This window comes from Amycolatopsis pretoriensis, assembly GCF_900107925.1.
GTDB classification, from domain to species: Bacteria; Actinomycetota; Actinomycetes; order Mycobacteriales; family Pseudonocardiaceae; genus Amycolatopsis; species Amycolatopsis pretoriensis.
Map to the genome: position 1 here is coordinate 711,406 of NZ_FNUJ01000001.1, position 17,033 is coordinate 728,438.

Genomic DNA, 17,033 nt, shown 5'->3' on the forward strand with positions numbered 1-17,033 from the left:
CCCGCGCTCCCCGGCACCGAACCCCTCGCTAGCTCCGGACCACCTCCGCGAGCCCCGCCAACGCGGCGGGCAACGGGCCTTCGTGCAGCACGCCCAGCCGTTGCGTCGCGCGGGTCAACGCCACGTAGAGGTCCGCCGCGCTGTCCGCGAGGATCGCCGCCGGCTCCACCACCAGCACCGCGTCGAACTCCAGGCCCTTCGTCTCCGACGCGAGCACCGCGCCCGGCACCCCCGGCGGCCCGATCACCACGCTCGTCCCGGGACGCCCGGCCTCCTCGCGGACGAACTCCTCGATCGCCGACGGCAGTTCGTCGCCGGTCACCCGCCGGGACCACGGCGGGACCCCGCACGCCCGCACCGACTCCGGCGGCACGACGTCCGGCGCGAAGTCCGCCAGCACCGCCGCCGCGACCGCCATGATCTCCGCCGGCGTGCGGTAGTTGACCGTCAGCGACCGGTACACCCAGCGATCGGGGACGTACGGCGCCAGCATCGCGCCCCACGACCGCGCGCCGGCCGCCGAGCGGCGCTGGGCCAGGTCGCCCACCACCGTGAACGACCGGCCCGGGCAGCGCCGCATCAGCACCCGCCAGTCCATTTCGGACAGTTCCTGGGCCTCGTCGACGACGACGTGCCGGTAGGTCCAGTCCCGGTCCGCCGACGCCCGCTCGACCAGCGTGCGCGTGTCGGCTTCGACGAACCGCTCGGCCAGGTCCTCGGCGTAGAGCAGGTTCTCCGCCGAGAGCATGACGTCCTCGTCCATCTCCTCCCGGTCCAGCTTCATCGTCTGGAAGACGCCTTCGGCGTATTCGGCTTCGGCCTTCCGTGCCCGCTCGGCCGCCGCGTCGGCCGCCTTCTCGGCCGTCTTGTCGTGACCCAGCAGGTCGACGAGCTCGTCGAGCAGCGGCACGTCCGACACCGTCCACGCCGAACCGTCGGCGCGGAACAGCGGCGAGTCCGCCGAGGCCGAGGTGTACAGCGAGGACAGCAGCTCCTCCGGCGTCAGGATCGGCCACAGGGCGTCGATCGCCGCGGTGAACTTCGCGTCGCCGGCGAGGTCGGCCAGCAGCCCCTTCCGCATGCTCTCCCACTCGTCCTTGTCGTCGCGGCTGAGCCAGCCGCGGCCGATCCGGGCGATCGCGCGCTCGGTGAGCACGTACGTGACGATGTCGGTGAACACCTTGCGGGCCTCGTTGTGCGGCAGCCCGCTGTCGCGCGCCTCCTGCCGGGCCCACTCCGCGGTCTCGGCGTCGATCCGCACGGTGACGTCCTTGAGGACGACCGGCACCGGTTCGACCGGCAGCCGCTGCCGGTCGGCGACCGCCGCCTTCAGCACGTCGAGGATCTTCAGCGATCCCTTGAGCCGCGCGGCTTCCGGGGTGTCCTCGGCCGTGACGTGCAGGCCGGGGACGAGGTCACCGGTGGTCGTGAACACGACGTCGGTCTCGCCCAGCGACGGCAGGACGCGCCCGATGTGGTTCAGGAACGCCGGGTTCGGCCCGACGACCAGCGCGCCGTGGCGTTCCATCCGCTCCCGCTGCGTGTACAGCAGGTACGCGACGCGGTGCAGCGCCACGACCGTCTTCCCGGTGCCCGGCCCGCCCTCGATCACCAGCACGCCCGGGTGGTCGAGCCGGATGATCTCGTCCTGCTCGGCCTGGATCGTCGCGACGATGTCGCGCATGCCTTCGCCGCGCGGCGCGTTGACGGCGGCGAGCAGCGCCGCGTCGCCCTGGGCGTCCCCACCGGGCCGCCCGAGGTCCTCGTCGGTGAAGCCGAGGACGCGCCGCCCGCGCGTGTGGAACTGGCGCCGGCGGTGCATGTCCTCCGGGTTCGCGCCGGTGGCGGTGTAGAACGGGCGTGCCGCGGGTGCCCGCCAGTCGAGCAGCACCGGCCGGTATTCGTCCTCTTCGTCGAACAGGCCGACGCGCCCGATGTAGGTCCGCTCGCCCGAGACGGCGTCGAGCCGCCCGAAGCACAGCCCGTTGTCGACGACGTCCAGCCGCTTCACCTGCCGGCCGAGCGCGCGCACGCTGACGTCCCGTTCCATGGCGCCGACGCCGTTGCCGCCGAGGGCGGCCTCGTACTCGGCCTTGACCCGCGCGCGCTCGGCGTCGAGCCGCGCGTACAGCCCGGCGACGTGGTCGCGTTCGGACCGCAGTTCTTCTTCGTACCCCTGTGTCACATTCCCTCTTCGTTGTCCCGCGACGGCTTTCAAGCGGTGGGCGTGCCGAACCACTTCCGCAGCACGCCGGGCAGCTCGGTTTCGTCCTCGCCGGCCCAGACGACGTGGCCGTCCGGCCGCAGCAGCACCGCCGGCACGTCCAGTTCCTCGCTGACGTCGACGACGTGGTCGACGCGGTCTTCCCAGCCCTTCGCCGACAGCCGGCTGGTCTGGTCGAGCAGCAGCCCGCGGCCGGCGTGCAGCAGCCCGTAGAGCCGGCCCTGCTTCAGCTCGACGTCCCGCAGCCGCCGGCCGAGCAGCGCCGGCCCCTCGCCGAAGTCGTAGCGGATGTTCACCGCGATGATCTTCTCGGTGAGGTACCGGTTGACGTCGTCGAAGTCCATCAGCTCGGCCAGCAGCCGCCGCGCCGCCTGCGGCCCGGGCTCGAGCAGCATCAGCTCCATCTGCGCCCGGGTGTTGTTCAGCACCTCCTCGGCGACCGGGTGCCGTTCGGTTTCGTAGCTGTCCAGCAGCCCCTCCGGCGCCCACCCGTCGACCTCGGCGGCCAGCTTCCAGCCCAGGTTGAACGCATCCTGGACACCGAGGTTTAGCCCCTGTCCGCCGACCGGCGGGTGGACGTGCGCCGCGTCGCCCGCCAGCAGCACCCGGCCCACCCGGTAGCGCTCGGCTTGCCGGGTCGCGTCGCCGAAGCGGGAGAGCCAGCGCGGCGAGTGGATCCCGAAGTCGGTTCCGGCGGTCTTGCGCAGCTGCTCCTTCAGCTCGTCCAGCGTCGGTGGGGTGCGGCGGTCCTCGGCGACCTCGGCGGCCGGGACGCCGACCCGGTACGTGCCGCCCTCCACCGGCATGAACCCGAACCGCTTCTGGGTCTTGCGGACCTCGACGTTCGCGGTGTCGATCTCTTCCCGGGAGACGCCGACCTCCACCTCGCCGAGCAGCATGTCGTTCCGGCTGGGTTCGCCGGGGAAGCCGACGCCGAGCAGCTTGCGCACGGTGCTGCGCCCGCCGTCGCAGCCGACCAGGAACCGCGCGCGCTCCCGCGTACCGCCGGCCAGCTCGACCGTCACGCCGTCGTCGTCCTGGCTCAGCCCGGTCACCTCGCACCCGCGCCGGATCTCGGCGCCGAGCTCGAGCGCGTGCTCGGTCAGCAGGCGGTCGATGACGGGCTGGTGGATGCCGAGCGTGTACCCGTGTGCCGTGTCCAGCTTCTCCGGCGACGGCTTCGGGATCCCGGCGAAGAAACCCCCGACCGGGTACTTCGTGCCGAGTTCCAGGAACCGCTCCAGCAGTCCCCGCTGGTCCATCACCTCGATGCTCCGCGCGTGCAGGCCGAGCGCGCGGACGACCTTCGTCGGCTCGGCGTCCCGCTCGAGCACCAGCACGCCGACGCCGTGCAGCCGCAGCTCCGTCGCCAGCATCACGCCGGTCGGCCCGCCGCCGGCGATGATCACGTCGAACAAAAAAGACCCCCTTGGATCACCCGCATTTGTGCAGGTTGTGGCTACGGCCGAGAATTGTGGAGCATGACGGGGGTCTTGCCGCAAGCCCAGGGGTGCGCTATATATTAATTACGGAAGGGAGTGTCGTTTCCTCCTGCCGGTCTCGCGGTGAATCCCCAGCATGGTCCCCATGGCCCTGTCGCGCACCCCACGGACTATGACAGCTGTCATAGTGTGCTTCGCGTCGCACTGTGCTCTCATGGAGCTATGACAGCCGTCATAACGATCCGGGAGCTGGGCGTCCACCCGGCGGACCGGGAGTGCGTGGCCGCACTGGTCGCGGCCTGCTCGCCGGAGAGCCTCCGGCGGCGCTTCCTGATGGGCGGGCCGGCCGAGCCGGACGAGGTCTTCCGGCGGTACGGCCGGTTCCTGCTCGCCGGGGCTCCCGCGCTGCTGGCCACCCGCGGCGGGCTTCCGGTCGGGCTGCTCAACTTCGCCGCGGTGGCCCCGCGTGAGGCCGAGATCGGGATCCTCGTCGCCGATGCCTGGCAACGCCGGGGGATCGGCAGCGCGCTGGCCCGGTGGCTGTGGGCTTCGGGGAAGTTCCGGGGCTGGACCGTGCGGGCCACCGTGCGCGCCGGCAACGCCGGTGCCGAGGCTTTGCTGCTGCGCCAGGGGTTCCGGCCGGTGCCGTCCTACGAACGCGGCGAACGGGACTTCGCGCTGGTCGTCCCGGACTGGGCTACCATGACGGACGTCATGAAGGAGGCGGCGGATGACGCGGACACCCCGCGAGCGGATGGTGCTGAGCGCCGCGCAGCTGGTGCGGATCCACGGTGTCGGGGCGACCGGCATGCGGGACGTGGTCGCGCACGCCGAGGCGCCGAGGGGGTCCCTGCAGCACTACTTCCCGGGCGGTAAGGACCAGCTGATCGCCGAAGCCGTCGCGTGGGCGGGGGATTACGCGGCCCGGCGCGTCGCGCGCATCGCCGCGAAGCTCGAGGACCCGACGCCGGGCAAGCTGTTCGAGGCGATGGCCGCGCAGTGGCGCGACGAGTTCACGGCGCAGGGCTTCGACGCGGGCTGCCCGCTGGTCGCGACGGTCGCCGACACCGTGGCGACGAGCGACAACCTGCGCGAAGCGGTCGGCAAGGCGTTCGAGGGCTGGCAGCGCCCCGTGGCGGCGACGCTTTCGGAGCTGGGCGTGCCCGCGGCCCGCAGCACGTCTTTGGCGGTGCTGATGCTTTCGGCTCTGGAGGGTGCGATCGTCTTGGCGCGGGCGCACCAGGACGTCGCACCGCTCGACACGGTGGTCGCGGAGCTGCGCCCGCTCCTCGACGGCGCCGTGGCCTAAAGATCGCGGAAGAACTCCCGGATGTCCTCGACCAGGACTTCGGGTGCCTGCAGGGACGCGAAGTGCCCGCCGCTGTCGTACTCGGTCCAGCGCGTGATGGTGTTCGACAGTGCGGCGAGCCCGCGGAGGGCGTGGTCGCCGCGGAAGTTCGCCACCGCCGTCGGCACCCCGGACGGCGCCGGCCGCTCACCCCAGCCGTCCTGGGCCGCCTCCAGGTAGAGGCGCGCGGCCGAGCCCGCGGTGCCGGTGAGCCAGAAGATCGTCACGTCGGTCAGGATGGCGTCGCGGTCCACCGGCGTCCGGGCCGTCGCGGTGGGATCCCAGTCGACGAACCACTCCAGGTTCCAGGCCAGCTGACCGGCGGGGGAGTCGTTGAGCGCGTAGGCGAGCGTCTGCGGGCGGGTGGCCATCTGGGTGGCGTAGCCGGAATGGCCGTACCACCAGGCTCGGTTCTCTTCGGCTCGTTTCCGGTCCTCTTCGGACAGTCGCTCGAGGTCGCCGGGCGCGGTCGGGACCCCGGCGTTGGCGACGGCGTTGACGTGCACCCCGAGCACCGCCTCCGGCGCGGCCCGGCCGAGTTCGGGCGAGACGATGCTGCCGAAGTCGCCGCCCTGGGCGCCGTAGCGGTCGTAGCCGAGCCGCCGCATGAGCTCGGCCCACGCCCGGGCCGTCCGCCGGGTGTTCCAGCCGCGCTCGTGCGTCGGACCGGAGAAGGCGAAACCGGGCACCGACGGCGCGACGACGTGGAAGGCATCGGCGGGGTCCCCACCGTGGGCGCGCGGGTCGGTGAGCGGTGCGAGGACGTCGAGGAAGTCGGCGACCGTGCTCGGCCAGCCGTGGGTGAGGATCAGCGGCGTGGCGTCCGGTTCGGGGGAGCGGACGTGCAGGAAGTGCACGCGCTGCCCGTCGAGGGTGGTGGTGAACTGCGGGAAGGCGTTGAGCCGTGTTTCGTGGGCACGCCAGTCGTAGCCGGTCTGCCAGTACTCGACGAGCTCGGCGAGGTAGGGCTCGCTGACGCCGTAGTCCCAGCCGGCGCCGGGCAGTTCACCCGGCCACCGGGTGCGGGCGAGCCGGCGGTGCAGCTCGTCGAGGTCGGCCTGGGGGACGTCGATGCGGAACGGTTCCATGGCGCCAGGGTGGCGTCTCTTCAGGACAGTTCCGGTCCTGATCGCCCGGCGCCGTGACCTAGGTGTGCGTGCCGCCGTCGATGCGGATCTCCGTGCCCGTGATGAACTTCCCGTCCTCCGATGCCAGCATCGCCACCACTCCCGCCACCGTCTCGGGGCCCGCCACCGCGTTCCCCACCTCGGTCGTGTGCTCGGTCGGCAAAATCGGCAACAACCGCCCGAACAACGAGAAATCGACGTCCGAGGGCAACCAGCTCGCCGCCGAATCCGTGATCCCGCTCTTCACGCTCCCCGGCGCGATGCTGACCGCCCGCAACCCCCGCTTCCCGTACTCCAACGCCAGCGAATGCGTGAACGCCTGGATCCCGCCCTTGCTCGCGCAGTACGCCGCCATGTACGGGTGCGCGAACGACGCCGACGTCGAGCTGAAGTTCACCACCACGCCGTGTTCGGACGACAGCAGCGCCGGCAACGCCGCCCGCGTCACCAGGAACGTGCCCGTCAGGTTCACCGCCAGCACCCGGTTCCACAGCTCCAAGGACGTCTCGTGCGTGTGTGACGCCAGCAGGATCCCCGCCGCGTTGACCAGTACGTCCAGCCCACCGAGCGCGTCGACCGCCGCGGTCACCCCGGAGTTCACCGAGGACTCGTCGGCCACGTCCATGACGTAGGTCGTCAGGCCGCCGCGCGGGGCGGCTTTCTGGGTTTCGATCAGCCCCTCTTCGGAGACGTCGGTGCCGATGACCAGGGCACCCTCCTCCAGCAGGCGGTGGGTGGTGGCCCGGCCGATGCCGGAGCCGGCACCGGTGACCAGGATCCGGCGATCGCGCAGGCGTTCCATGGCGATCACCGTAGCCCGGAACCTACAGCGCGGGCACCCGTTCGGACTCCACAGGCGGGCCCGGCGGGGTCCCGTCGCCGAACGGGCGGCCGCCCAGGTCCTCGCGGCCGTGCGGGGTCAGCCAGCCCGACGTGTCCGGCCCCAGCGGCACGATGCCGCTGGGGTTCACGTTCTTGTGCACCACGTAGTAGTGCTCCTTGATCTGCGGGAAGTCGATCGTGTCGCCGAAGCCGGGTGTCTGGAACAGGTCGCGCGTGTACGCCCACAGCACCGGCAGCTCGGTCAGCTTCTGCCGGTTGCACTTGAAGTGGCCGTGGTAGACGGCGTCGAACCGGACGAGCGTCGTGAACAGCCGGACGTCGGCCTCGGTGATCGTGTCGCCGACCAGGTAGCGCTGGCCCGCGAGCCGCTCGGACAGCCAGTCCAGCCGGGCGAACAGCTTGGTGTACGAGTGCTCGTACGCCTCCTGCGACCGCGCGAACCCGCACTGGTACACCGCGTTGTTGACGTCGGTGAACACCTTCTGCGCGACGTCGTCGATCTCGTCGCGCAGCTGCTCCGGGTACAGCTCGGGCGCACCGGTGCGGTGGTGGGCGGTCCACTCGGTGGACATGTCCAAGGTCATCTGCGCGAAGTCGTTGGTGACGACCTGGCCGCTCGGGACGTCGACGAACGCCGGCACCGTGATGCCGCGCGGGTACTCCGGGTCGCGCTTGAAGAACGCCTCCTGCAGCCGCTCGATCCCCAGCACGGGGTCGCGACCACCGGGGTCGAGGTCGAAGCTCCAGCTCCGCTCGTCGTGCACCGGCCCGGCGATGCCCATCGACAGCACCGGTTCGAGGCCGAGCAGGCGCCGCACGATCACCGCGCGGTTGGCCCACGGGCAGGCGCGGGCGACGACCAGCCGGTAGCGGCCGGGCTCGACCGGCCAGCCGTCGCGGCCGTCGGCGGTGATGCGGTCCGGGATGTAGTTCAGGTCCCGCTTGTACTCGCCCTGGTCGGTCATCGGCGTCCTCAGCAGTCGTCGGTCGGGGGAGCGGTGTCCAGTGCCGCGGCCAGCCGGGCCAGCACCGGCCCCGCCGTGCGGATGTCCTCGGCGCTCAAGTGGTCGAACACCGACGTCCGCACGCGGGCCAGGTGGCTCGGGTAGGCCGCCTCCAGTCTGGCCAATCCCGCGCCGGTCAGCACGGCGTTGGAGGCGCGGCCGTCCTCGGCGCACTTGCGCTTCTCGACCAGGCCGCGGCGGGTGAGGTCGTCGACGACCCGGCTGATCCGGCTCAGCGACAGCCCGGTGGTCGTCGCCAGTGCCGAGATGCGGAGCAGGTGCTCCGGCGCTTCGGACAGTGCGACCAGCACGCCGTAGTCGGTGATCGCGAGGCCGGTCTCGGGCAGGAACTGGTCCTCGAGCGCCCGCGGCAGCGCGGTCGTGATGCGCATCAGGGCCCGCCAGAACGGGGCTTCGTCGAGGTCGAGAGCGGACTGTTCACCCATACCGGCGAGTCTAGCCAAAGCTTGCTTGCGCAACCAGTAAAAGTGAGTACAGTGTCGTTGAACCCTCAATCACCTGGGGGCGCCACCACGAGGAGATGACGCAGAGCCATGACCAGCGCGACCACCTACCCCCAGCTGACCGGCGAGTACACCCTGGACGCCGCCCACTCGCGGATCGGGTTCGTCGCCCGGCACGCCATGGTGACCAAGGTCCGCGGCAGCTTCAACGAGTTCACCGGCACCGCCACGATCGACGGCGACGCCCCGGAGAAGTCGTCCGCCCAGGTGACCATCCAGGCGCACAGCATCGACACGCGCAACGCCGACCGCGACGGTCACCTGAAGAGCAACGACTTCCTGTCGATGGACGAGTACCCGACCATCACCTTCACCACCACCGAGATCAAGCAGACCGGTGACACCAGCTTCGACGTGACCGGCGACCTGACCATCAAGGACGTCACCCGTTCGGTCACCATCCCGTTCGAGTTCGAGGGCTCCGCCAAGGACCCGTTCGGCAACGACCGGATCGGCTTCGAGGGCTCGGCCACGATCAGCCGCAAGGACTACGGCATCACCTGGAACGCGGCCCTCGAGACCGGCGGCGTCCTGGTGAGCGACAAGGTCACCCTGGAGTTCGAGATCTCGGCGATCAAGAACGCCTGACTTCGGGAGCGGGAGCCGGTTTCGACGGCCGGTTCCCGCTCGCCCGCAGATTGCCGATCCCGACGTCGAGCGCCGCTTCCAGGTGCTCGATGCCACCGGTCGAGAGCATCACCACCACGCCGCCCTGCAGGCCCGCCAGCAGGGCGGCCGCCGTGCGTTCGACGTCCAGGTCCGGGCTCACCTCGCCCGCGTCCCGTAGCCGGCGGATGCCCGCTTCCAGCTCGTTCTGCCAGCCGCGCAGCAGCTCGGTCACTACGGCCTGAGCCCCCGGCGTCGCCCGGCCCAGCTGGGAGATCAGCACGTTGAGCGGGCAGTACTGCCCGCGTTCCCGGTAGTGCGAGACGACCGTGTCCCGCCAGCGGCCCCACGCGTCCCACGAGTCCAGCTCACCCAGCTGCGGCTGCTGGGCCGCCATCACCTGGGTCGCCTCGAAGCGCGCGACCGCCAGCAGCAGCTCTTCCTTGCCCTCGGGGAAGTAGTGGAAGAGCTGGCTCTTGCTGGTGCCCGTCCGCGCGCGGATGTCGTCGAGGGTCGTGACGGCGACGCCGCGCTCGCGGATCTCCGCCGCGGCGCCTTCGACGATCCGCTGCCGCGTCGCGGCGCCCTTCCGGGTCAGCGTTGGACTCACGGGTCCACTTTAAACCGGTGTCGCGGACGTCGGCCACCACGGGACAATCCGGGCGTGTCCGGCTGGGTCGTCTTCTACGCCGCCGTCGCCGCCTGCCTGGTGACGGCGTGGCTGGTGGTGCGCCGGGACCGCTACGCCGAGCTGACCGCCGCACCCGAGGAGTTCGCCGGCTCCGAGGCCGAGCGCAAGACCTTCGCCGACGACCGCGAAGTCCGCTTGGCCGGCGTGCACGAGTTCGCCGAGCTGGCGGACCGTGACCCGTCGCTGCGCCAGGACTTTGTCGACCACGTCGTGGTCCAGCTCGGCTACGGGGGGCACGACGTCGCCGCGTGGCAGGCCCGGCTCTGGCCGGTGCTGCTGGCGCGCCTGCGTCGCGGTTCGTGGCTGTTCTGGCCCGGGATGGACCTGCACGTGAAGCCGATAGTGCTCCACGACGTGGACTTGCGGGGCTGCGAACTGCGCGACGTGACTTTCCGCGGTGTCCGGTTCGCGGGCACCGCCCGGTTCGGCGGCGCGGTCTTCACCCGCTTGGTCAGCTTCGAAGGGGCGTGCTTCGCGCGCCACGCGTTGTTCCGCGGTACCGCCTTCGAGGCGGGCGCGGACTTCGAGAAGGTCACCTTCACCGGCACGGCCTTGCTCGCCGGAGCCACCGCCGGCGAGCAAGTGTGGTTCGACCACGCCCGGTTCTCGGCTCACACGGACTTTTCCGAGTGCGCCTTCGCGGACGTGTCGTTCGCGGACGTGGGCTTCGCGGGCCGGACGTCCTTCCGCGATGCCCGGTTCGGCGACGCTTTCTTCGGCGGAGCGCGGTTCAGCGGGCACACCGACTTCACGGGGACCGCGGCCGAGCGGCTCCGGTTTCCGCGGGCTCGGGCCCGCACCGACGTATACGCGCGCCGCAGCTGGCCGCCGGGCTGGGCGCTCGGGCCGCCGTCCCCGCGCAAGCCGGGCCACTGGGCCGAGGTCGTGAGTGTGGAACAGGGTTAGAACACTGTTTCTCACTCACGACCGGCTATCGGCACGTGCGCGCCGTCGCGCAGGAAGACCGGGATGCGGTCCGCCGGTGCCGCCGCCTCGACCCAGCCGCCGCCGTCGTGCCGGGAGCCCGTGACGGCGTCCGTCCACGAAGCCCCGGCGGGCAAGTACACCCGCCGGGACGTCACCCCGGCCGAAAGCACCGGCGCCACGAGCACATCCGGGCCCAGCAGGAACTGATCGGCGACGTCCCAGGCAGCGGCGTCCCCGGGGAAGTCGACGAACAGCGGCCGCATCGGGGGGACGCCCTGCTCGTGCGCCACCCGCATCTGCTCCATCAAGTACGGCCGCAGCCGCTCCCGCAGCCTCAGCGACGCCACGATCGAGGAGTAGGCCGAATCGCCGTAGGACCACACCTCGTTGGGGCCACCGGTCATCGCCGGGCCGAAGGCGGTGCGCGGGTCGCGGAAGCCGTGCAGGCGGAACAGCGGGCAGAACACCCCGTACTGGAACCACCGGACCAGCAGCTCCCGATAGGACTCCGACTCCGGGTCGCCGCCGTGGAAGCCGCCGATGTCCGTGGTCCACCAGGGGATCCCGGCCAGCGCCACGTTCAGCCCCGCGCGCACCTGCGCCCGCAGCGACTCCCACGTCGCCCCGACGTCGCCCGACCACAGCGCCGCCCCGAACCGCTGGCTGCCCGCCCACGCCGACCGGCTCAGCAGCACCACCTCGTCGTCGCCCTCGGCGCGGATGCCGTCGTGGAACGCCTGCGCGTTCGCCTGCGGGTAGAGGTTGAACACCGCCGACCCCGGGCCGGCGTGGAAGCCGAGGTTGTGCGGGTGGCCGGGCTGGATCTCCGGCTCGTCGCCGTCCAGCCACCACGCGCGCACGCCCAGGTCGTAGTAGTTCTCCTTGACCTCGCTCCAGACGAACCGCCGCGCCGCCGGGTTGGTCGCGTCGTAGAACGCCACCGGCATCTCGACGTCGAACCCCTTGTCCTTCCACGGCGCGTGCGCCGGGACGCCGTTCTCGGCCGCCACCAGCAGCCCCTTCTCGTGCAGCTCCCGGTAGTTCGCCGACAGCGGGCTGACCGAAGGCCACACCGACACCATCAGCTTGGTGCCGAAGGAGGACAGCTCCCGCACCATCGCCGCCGGGTCCGGCCACTCGGCCGGGTCGAACCGCCAGTCGCCGAGGTGCGTCCAGTGGAAGAAGTCCGCCACGATCACCGACAGCGGCAGCCCGCGCGCGTGGTACTCGCGCGCCACCGCCAGCAGCTCGTCCTGCGTCCGGTAGCGCAGCTTCGACTGCCAGAACCCCGCGGCCCACTCCGGCAGCATCGGCGCGTACCCGGTCGCGTCGGCGTAGTGGCCGAGCATCTCGCGCGGGCCGTCGCCGGTGGTCACCCAGTAGTCGAGCTGGCGGGCGTCGTCGGCGACCCAGCGGGTGCCGTTGGCGGCCAGCTCGACCCGGCCGACCGCCGGGTTGTTCCAGAGGAACCCGTAGCCGCGGCTGGACAGCAGGAACGGCACCGACACCTCGGCGTTGCGCTGCACCAGGTCGAGCACCAGGCCCTTCTGGTCGAGCCGGCCGTGCGTGTGCTGGCCGAGGCCGTAGATCCGCTCGTCTTCGTAGGCGGTGAACCGCTGTTCGAGGCGCCCGTACCCGTTGCGGGACGGCATGAACAGCCGCGCCCCGGGCCACCAGAAGTGCGCGCGCTGCTCGGAAAGCAGCTCCTCGCCGGTGTCCGTCCGGACGAACTTCAGCTGCGCGTCGATCCCGGTGTCGGTGTCGGCGATCTCGACGATCGCGGTCAGCGGGCCGTTGACGACCTTGCCGATCCGCTCCTCGACCGACGCGGTGGCGGCGGACGGCTTCGCGGGCAGCAGCGCGCCGGGCACGTCGTCGAGGATGCGGTGCCGGCCCGCGCGCACGCGCAGGCTGCCCTCGCCCCAGGGTTCGACGCGCAGGACCTCGTGCCGCACGGTGACTTCGAGCGAGCGGCCGTCTTCGGACGTGATCACGCGGTCTCCTTAGTCTTTGACGGCGCCGCTGGTCAGCCCGGCGACGACGTACCGCTGGGCGACGACGAGCAGGACGGCCGCGGGGACCGCGGCGAGGACGGCGGTGGCCATGATCCCGTTCCAGTCGGCGGACTGGTTGCCGACGAACCGGTAGATGCCCACCGTGATCGGCTCGAACGACTGCCCGGTGGTGAGCGTGACGGCGAAGAGGAAGTCCGCCCACGCGAACAGGAACGAGAACAGCCCGGCCGTGACGAGTGCGTTGCGGCTGACCGGCAGGATGATCGAGACGAACGTCCGCCAGTACCCGGCACCGTCCACACGGGACGCTTCGGTGAGCTCCTTCGGCACGGAGATCATGAACGCCCGCAGCAGGAGCACGGCGAACGGGATGGTCGCGGTGGAGTCCGCGAGCACCAGCCCGAGGTAGTTGTCGATCAGCCCGAGGTTGCCGAACACGGTGTAGAGCGCGTTGGCCATCACGATGCCCGGGATCATCTGCACGATGAGCAGCACGAAAACCAGCACCGGCCCGCCGCGGACCTTGAGCTGCGCGAGCGCGTACGACGCCGGCGCGGCGATCGCGAGCGAAACGAGCACCGCGCCGAGCGCGACGACGACGCTGGAGAGCAGGTGCGGTCCCTGCGACGCCAGCGCCTTCCGGTAACCCTCGAGCGTGCCGCCGACGGGGAAGAACGCCGGGTCCGGGCGCAGCAGCGCGCCGCTGGGCTGGAAGGAGGCGTTGACCATCCAGTACAGCGGGAACAGCAGCACCGCCACGATCAGGACACCGGCGACCGTGCGCGGCCAGGACGACGTCTTCATGCCGCCGCCTCGGCCAGGGTCGCCTTCGCCGACCGGAGGTACAGCAGCCCGAACACCGTCGCCACCAGGATGAGGACGTTGCCGACCGCGGCGCCCTGCCCGAACGCGAAGTCCTGGAACGACAGCCGGTAGGACCACGTCGTGAGCGTCTGGGTCGCGTTGGCCGGGCCGCCGCCGGTGACGACCATGATCACGTCGAACACCTTGATCGTGTAGACCAGCCCGAGCATGAGCACGATCCCGGTGACCGGCCGCAGCAGCGGCCAGGTGACGTGCCGGAACCGCTGCCACGCGCCCGCGCCGTCCAGCGCCGCGGCTTCGTAGAGCGACGCGGGGATCGCGCGCAGGCCGCCGTGCAGGATCACCAGGTTGAACGGGATGCCGATCCAGATGTTGGTCAGGATCACCGCCGGCAGCGCCCAGGTCGTGCTGCTCAGCCACGGCACCGCGTCGAACCCGAGGAACCGCAGGCCCGCGTTGAGCACGCCGTGGTCCTGGTCGAACATCCACCGCCAGACCGCGCCGCTGACCACCAGCGGCAGCAGCCACGGCAGCAGGAGCAGCGACCGCAGCAGCGCGCTGCCGAGGAAGCGGCCGGTGAAGAACACCGCGAGCGCCAGGCCGATGCCGAACTGGAAAATCAGCGACCCGGCGGTGAACAGGACGGTGTCGAGGGCCGCCGTGCCGAACAGCGGGTTGCCGAACACGGCCGTGTAGTTGCTCAGGCCGACGAAGGGCGCTTCGCCGGTGTAGAAGGACTTCACGGTGTAGTTCTGCGTGCTCATCACGACGTTCGCGGCCAAGGGGTAGCCGAAGAACACCACGATGTAGGCCAGCGCGGGCAGCAGGAACAACCACGCGGCGAACCGGTTGTCCCGCCGGGGTTTCCGGCCGGCGCCGGGGTTTCCGGCCGCGACGGCCGGGGCGACCAGCGTCACGAACCGCTCGCCTGCTGGGCGGCCATCAGGGCTTGGTCGGCGGGCTGCTTGCCGGTCAGCGCCGCCTGCAGCGCGTCGGCCAGAGCCTGCGAGACCTTCGGGTACTTCTCGCCGAGTTCGGCGGTGCGGGAGCGGGCGGTGCCGACCTCGTCGACGAACGCCTGCATGGCCGGCTGGTCCGCGCCGAACTTGGCCGCGGTGGCCGTCTTCGACGGGATGTAGGCGTGCGCCTTGCTCCACTCGAGCATCGTGGGTTCGGACAGGATGCAGGAGAGCACCTTGCCGGCGGCCGCCTGGGTGGGGCCGCCGGTGACCGGCACGGTGCCGACCTCACCGCCGAGCGCGACGACGGGCTTCGCGCCCGCCTGCGGCACCGGGATCGGGACGACGCCGTAGTGCAGCGACTTCTCCTCGTCGAGCCGGGCCAGGTTCCACGACCCGTTGACCATCATCGCCGCGTTGCCCGCGACGAACTGGTCGGCGACGTCGTTCTGGTTCCACGTCACCACGGACTTCGACGCCGACCCGGCGTTCACCAGGTCCGTGACGAACTGAAGCGCTTTCACCGACTGCGTGGAGTCCAATCGGGACAGTTCGGCGCCGTTGCTCCAGAAGAACGGGAGGAACTGCCACGTTCCCTCTTCCGACGGGATGGCGGAGAAGGCGAGGCCGTACTTGCCGTCCTTGGTGAGCTTCGCCGCGGCGGCCTTCAGCTCGTCCCACGTCTTCGGCGGCTGGACCCCGGCCGCGGTGAGGAGGTCCTTGTTGTAGATCAGCGCGAGGCCGTTGACGCCGGGGGCGACACCGTACACCTTTCCTTGGTACGTCCCGGCTTTGACGATGCTGTCGTAGTAGCCGTCGGTGGTGATGCCGTAGCCGTCCAGCGGGGTCAGCGCGCCGGTCGCGGCGACCTGCTGGAGCGTCGGGTTGTCGGTGAAGAGCAGGTCCGGCAGCGTCTTCGAGCTCGCGCCCTGCAGGACCTTCGGCAGCATCTGCGCGGTCGGCACGGTCTGGCGCTGGACCTTGATCCCGGTCTGCGCCGCGCACGCGTCGAGGATCTTCTGCCACGCCGCCGAACCCTGCTCGTCGGCGTAGTAGTCGAGCTCGGTGATCGAGGAGGCGGGCGCGGCCCCGGTGGCGGCGGGCGGCGCGGTCGGACTGGGGCTGCACGCGGCGACGAGTGCGGCGCTCGCGGCCAGGATCAGGGCGCGACGGGGTAGGGACATGGTGATCCTCCTTCGACGCTGGAGCAGAACCGGTCGCCGATCCGGCCAAAGGTAGGCCGGCCCCGCAGCGGCAGGTGACCGTCGCTACGGGCCGAATCGGCCGTGGCCGTGGCCGGATCGGCGATGAACAGCACAGTCAGGCGCGCGGCGCGGCGGTGCTGTCGCGCCGGGTGAGGCGGGGTCCGAGCAGCCGGACCTCCGGGGTGGAGTGGCCGGCGAGCCGGCGCATGGTCATTTCTACGGCCTGGGCCCCGACCTCCTCGGCCGGGATGGCGACCGTGGTCAGCGCGACCGGGTGCTGCTCGGCCATCGTGTCCGGGCAGACCGCGACGACGGAGATGTCCTCGGGCACCCGCAGGCCGCGGTGGCGCAGGTCCGAGAGCAGGCCCGGCAGCACGGCCTCGTTGTGCACGACCAGGCCGGTCAGGTCCGGGTCGGCGGCGAGCAGGTCGTCGAGGCAGGCGCTCACCGCTTCGTAGGAGTGGGCGCACGGCCGGTTCGTCGCCCGGACGTCGTGGGTCTTCGCGGCGTCGTCGAACCCGCGCAGGAACCGCGTGGCGTAGCTGGTGCCGCGCCGGTAGACGGCGGGGGAGGGGCCGATCAGCGCGATCGAGCGGTGGCCGAGCTCGGCCAGGTGCGCGACGCACGCCGAGCCGGCGGCGGTGAAGTCCAGGTCCACGCAGCTCAGGCCGGCCGGGTGGTCGGGCACGCCGATGAGCACCACCGGCAGGTCGAGCGCGATGAGCATCGGCACCCGCGGGTCGGCGGCTTCGACGTCCATCACCATCAGCGCGTCGGCGATCGCCGACGACGCCACCCGCTGCAGCGCCGCGGGGCCTTCGTCCTTCGTGAGCAGCAGCAGGTCGTGGTCGTGCGCGCGGGCCGCGGTGACCGCGGCCGCGACGAACTGCATCACCACGGCGACGTTGAGGTCGGTGCGCAGCGGCACGACCAGCGCCAGCACGTTCGTCTTGCTGCTGGCGAGCGCCCGGGCCCCGGCGTGCGGGTGGTAGCCGAGCTTGCGGATACTCTCCTCCACCAGCCGCCGGGTCTTCGGCGAGATCGAGCGCTTGCCGCTGATCACGTACGACACCGTGCTGGGTGCCACGCCCGCCGCCGTGGCGACGTCGTTGATCGTGACCACGGGCGGCCTCCTGGGGACGGGCGGAGCGGAAGGTGCGTCGAAGCGCATCGACGATGGCACGAAGGTAGAAGAGACCGGTCCGAAACACAAGCACGATTTTCCGTTCGCGGTTATTCGATTCGCATTCGACGATGACCGCCTGCGTCGAATTTGTCGAACGGCGCTGATGG

At 71.2% G+C, this 17,033-nt stretch carries 16 protein-coding genes; 4 read left to right on the forward strand and 12 right to left on the reverse strand.

Features of this window, described 5'->3' with window-relative positions; all coding sequences use genetic code 11:
• Positions 1-28: 28 nt before the first annotated feature.
• Both helR and rox read right to left on the reverse strand, forming a co-directional pair.
• Complete coding sequence (helR, locus tag BLV96_RS03495; RefSeq protein WP_244180026.1) at positions 29-2,185, reverse strand: RNA polymerase recycling motor ATPase HelR; 2,157 nt, start codon at positions 2,183-2,185, stop codon at positions 29-31.
• A 29-nt stretch (positions 2,186-2,214) separates the two neighbouring features.
• Complete coding sequence (gene rox / locus BLV96_RS03500) at positions 2,215-3,642, reverse strand: rifampin monooxygenase (RefSeq protein WP_086674766.1); 1,428 nt, start codon at positions 3,640-3,642, stop codon at positions 2,215-2,217.
• A 246-nt stretch (positions 3,643-3,888) separates the two neighbouring features.
• Between rox and BLV96_RS03505 the strand changes: the two genes are divergently transcribed.
• Entirely contained in the window at positions 3,889-4,542 is a 654-nt protein-coding gene (locus BLV96_RS03505) for a GNAT family N-acetyltransferase (protein ID WP_244180027.1), read from the forward strand.
• Positions 4,475-4,975 carry an LmrA/YxaF family transcription factor gene (locus tag BLV96_RS03510; protein WP_425266162.1) on the forward strand — a complete coding sequence of 167 codons (501 nt, stop codon included), beginning with the start codon at positions 4,475-4,477 and terminating at the stop codon, positions 4,973-4,975. The genes BLV96_RS03505 and BLV96_RS03510 overlap by 68 nt, the downstream gene beginning before the upstream one ends.
• Here BLV96_RS03510 and BLV96_RS03515 read toward each other — a convergent pair.
• From BLV96_RS03515 to BLV96_RS03530, 4 genes are read right to left on the reverse strand one after another with little or no spacing between them, the layout of a single operon-like run.
• Positions 4,972-6,102, reverse strand: a complete 1,131-nt coding sequence (locus tag BLV96_RS03515; protein WP_086674764.1) for an epoxide hydrolase family protein — start codon at positions 6,100-6,102, stop codon at positions 4,972-4,974. The genes BLV96_RS03510 and BLV96_RS03515 overlap by 4 nt on opposite strands.
• A 58-nt stretch (positions 6,103-6,160) precedes the next feature.
• Positions 6,161-6,943 carry an SDR family NAD(P)-dependent oxidoreductase gene (locus BLV96_RS03520; RefSeq protein WP_086674763.1) on the reverse strand — a complete coding sequence of 261 codons (783 nt, stop codon included), beginning with the start codon at positions 6,941-6,943 and terminating at the stop codon, positions 6,161-6,163.
• Between the two features lie 22 nt (positions 6,944-6,965).
• The gene (locus BLV96_RS03525) at positions 6,966-7,949 is read right to left on the reverse strand and encodes a glutathione S-transferase family protein (RefSeq protein WP_086674762.1); all 984 of its coding nucleotides are present in this window, start codon (positions 7,947-7,949) and stop codon (positions 6,966-6,968) included.
• A gap of 8 nt (positions 7,950-7,957) precedes the next feature.
• Positions 7,958-8,434: a MarR family winged helix-turn-helix transcriptional regulator gene (locus BLV96_RS03530; RefSeq protein WP_086674761.1), complete on the reverse strand. Its 477-nt coding sequence runs from the start codon at positions 8,432-8,434 to the stop codon at positions 7,958-7,960.
• A gap of 108 nt (positions 8,435-8,542) precedes the next feature.
• On the opposite strand from BLV96_RS03530, the gene BLV96_RS03535 reads away from it, so the two are divergent.
• Complete coding sequence (locus tag BLV96_RS03535; protein ID WP_086674760.1) at positions 8,543-9,100, forward strand: YceI family protein; 558 nt, start codon at positions 8,543-8,545, stop codon at positions 9,098-9,100.
• On the opposite strand, the gene BLV96_RS03540 is transcribed toward BLV96_RS03535, so the two are convergent.
• Entirely contained in the window at positions 9,087-9,728 is a 642-nt protein-coding gene (locus BLV96_RS03540; protein WP_086674759.1) for a TetR/AcrR family transcriptional regulator, read from the reverse strand. The two genes, BLV96_RS03535 and BLV96_RS03540, sit on opposite strands and share 14 nt — an antisense overlap.
• A 54-nt stretch (positions 9,729-9,782) precedes the next feature.
• Here BLV96_RS03540 and BLV96_RS03545 point away from each other — a divergent pair, with 54 nt between their 5' ends.
• Entirely contained in the window at positions 9,783-10,715 is a 933-nt protein-coding gene (locus tag BLV96_RS03545; RefSeq protein WP_086674758.1) for a pentapeptide repeat-containing protein, read from the forward strand.
• Positions 10,716-10,726: 11 nt separating this feature from the next.
• On the opposite strand, the gene BLV96_RS03550 is transcribed toward BLV96_RS03545, so the two are convergent.
• The 5 genes from BLV96_RS03550 to BLV96_RS03570 all read right to left on the reverse strand — a co-directional run bounded on the left by BLV96_RS03550 (position 10,727) and on the right by BLV96_RS03570 (position 16,863).
• Positions 10,727-12,730, reverse strand: a complete 2,004-nt coding sequence (locus tag BLV96_RS03550; RefSeq protein ID WP_086674757.1) for a glycoside hydrolase family 31 protein — start codon at positions 12,728-12,730, stop codon at positions 10,727-10,729.
• Positions 12,731-12,739: 9 nt separating this feature from the next.
• Positions 12,740-13,555, reverse strand: a complete 816-nt coding sequence (locus BLV96_RS03555; protein ID WP_086674756.1) for a carbohydrate ABC transporter permease — start codon at positions 13,553-13,555, stop codon at positions 12,740-12,742.
• Positions 13,552-14,487 carry a carbohydrate ABC transporter permease gene (locus BLV96_RS03560; protein ID WP_425266168.1) on the reverse strand — a complete coding sequence of 312 codons (936 nt, stop codon included), beginning with the start codon at positions 14,485-14,487 and terminating at the stop codon, positions 13,552-13,554. The genes BLV96_RS03555 and BLV96_RS03560 overlap by 4 nt, the downstream gene beginning before the upstream one ends.
• A gap of 2 nt (positions 14,488-14,489) precedes the next feature.
• Positions 14,490-15,719: a sugar ABC transporter substrate-binding protein gene (locus BLV96_RS03565; protein WP_086674754.1), complete on the reverse strand. Its 1,230-nt coding sequence runs from the start codon at positions 15,717-15,719 to the stop codon at positions 14,490-14,492.
• Between the two features lie 136 nt (positions 15,720-15,855).
• Positions 15,856-16,863 (reverse strand): LacI family DNA-binding transcriptional regulator, encoded by a 1,008-nt coding sequence (locus BLV96_RS03570; protein WP_086674753.1) that lies wholly within the window; start codon positions 16,861-16,863, stop codon positions 15,856-15,858.
• Positions 16,864-17,033 lie beyond the last annotated feature (170 nt).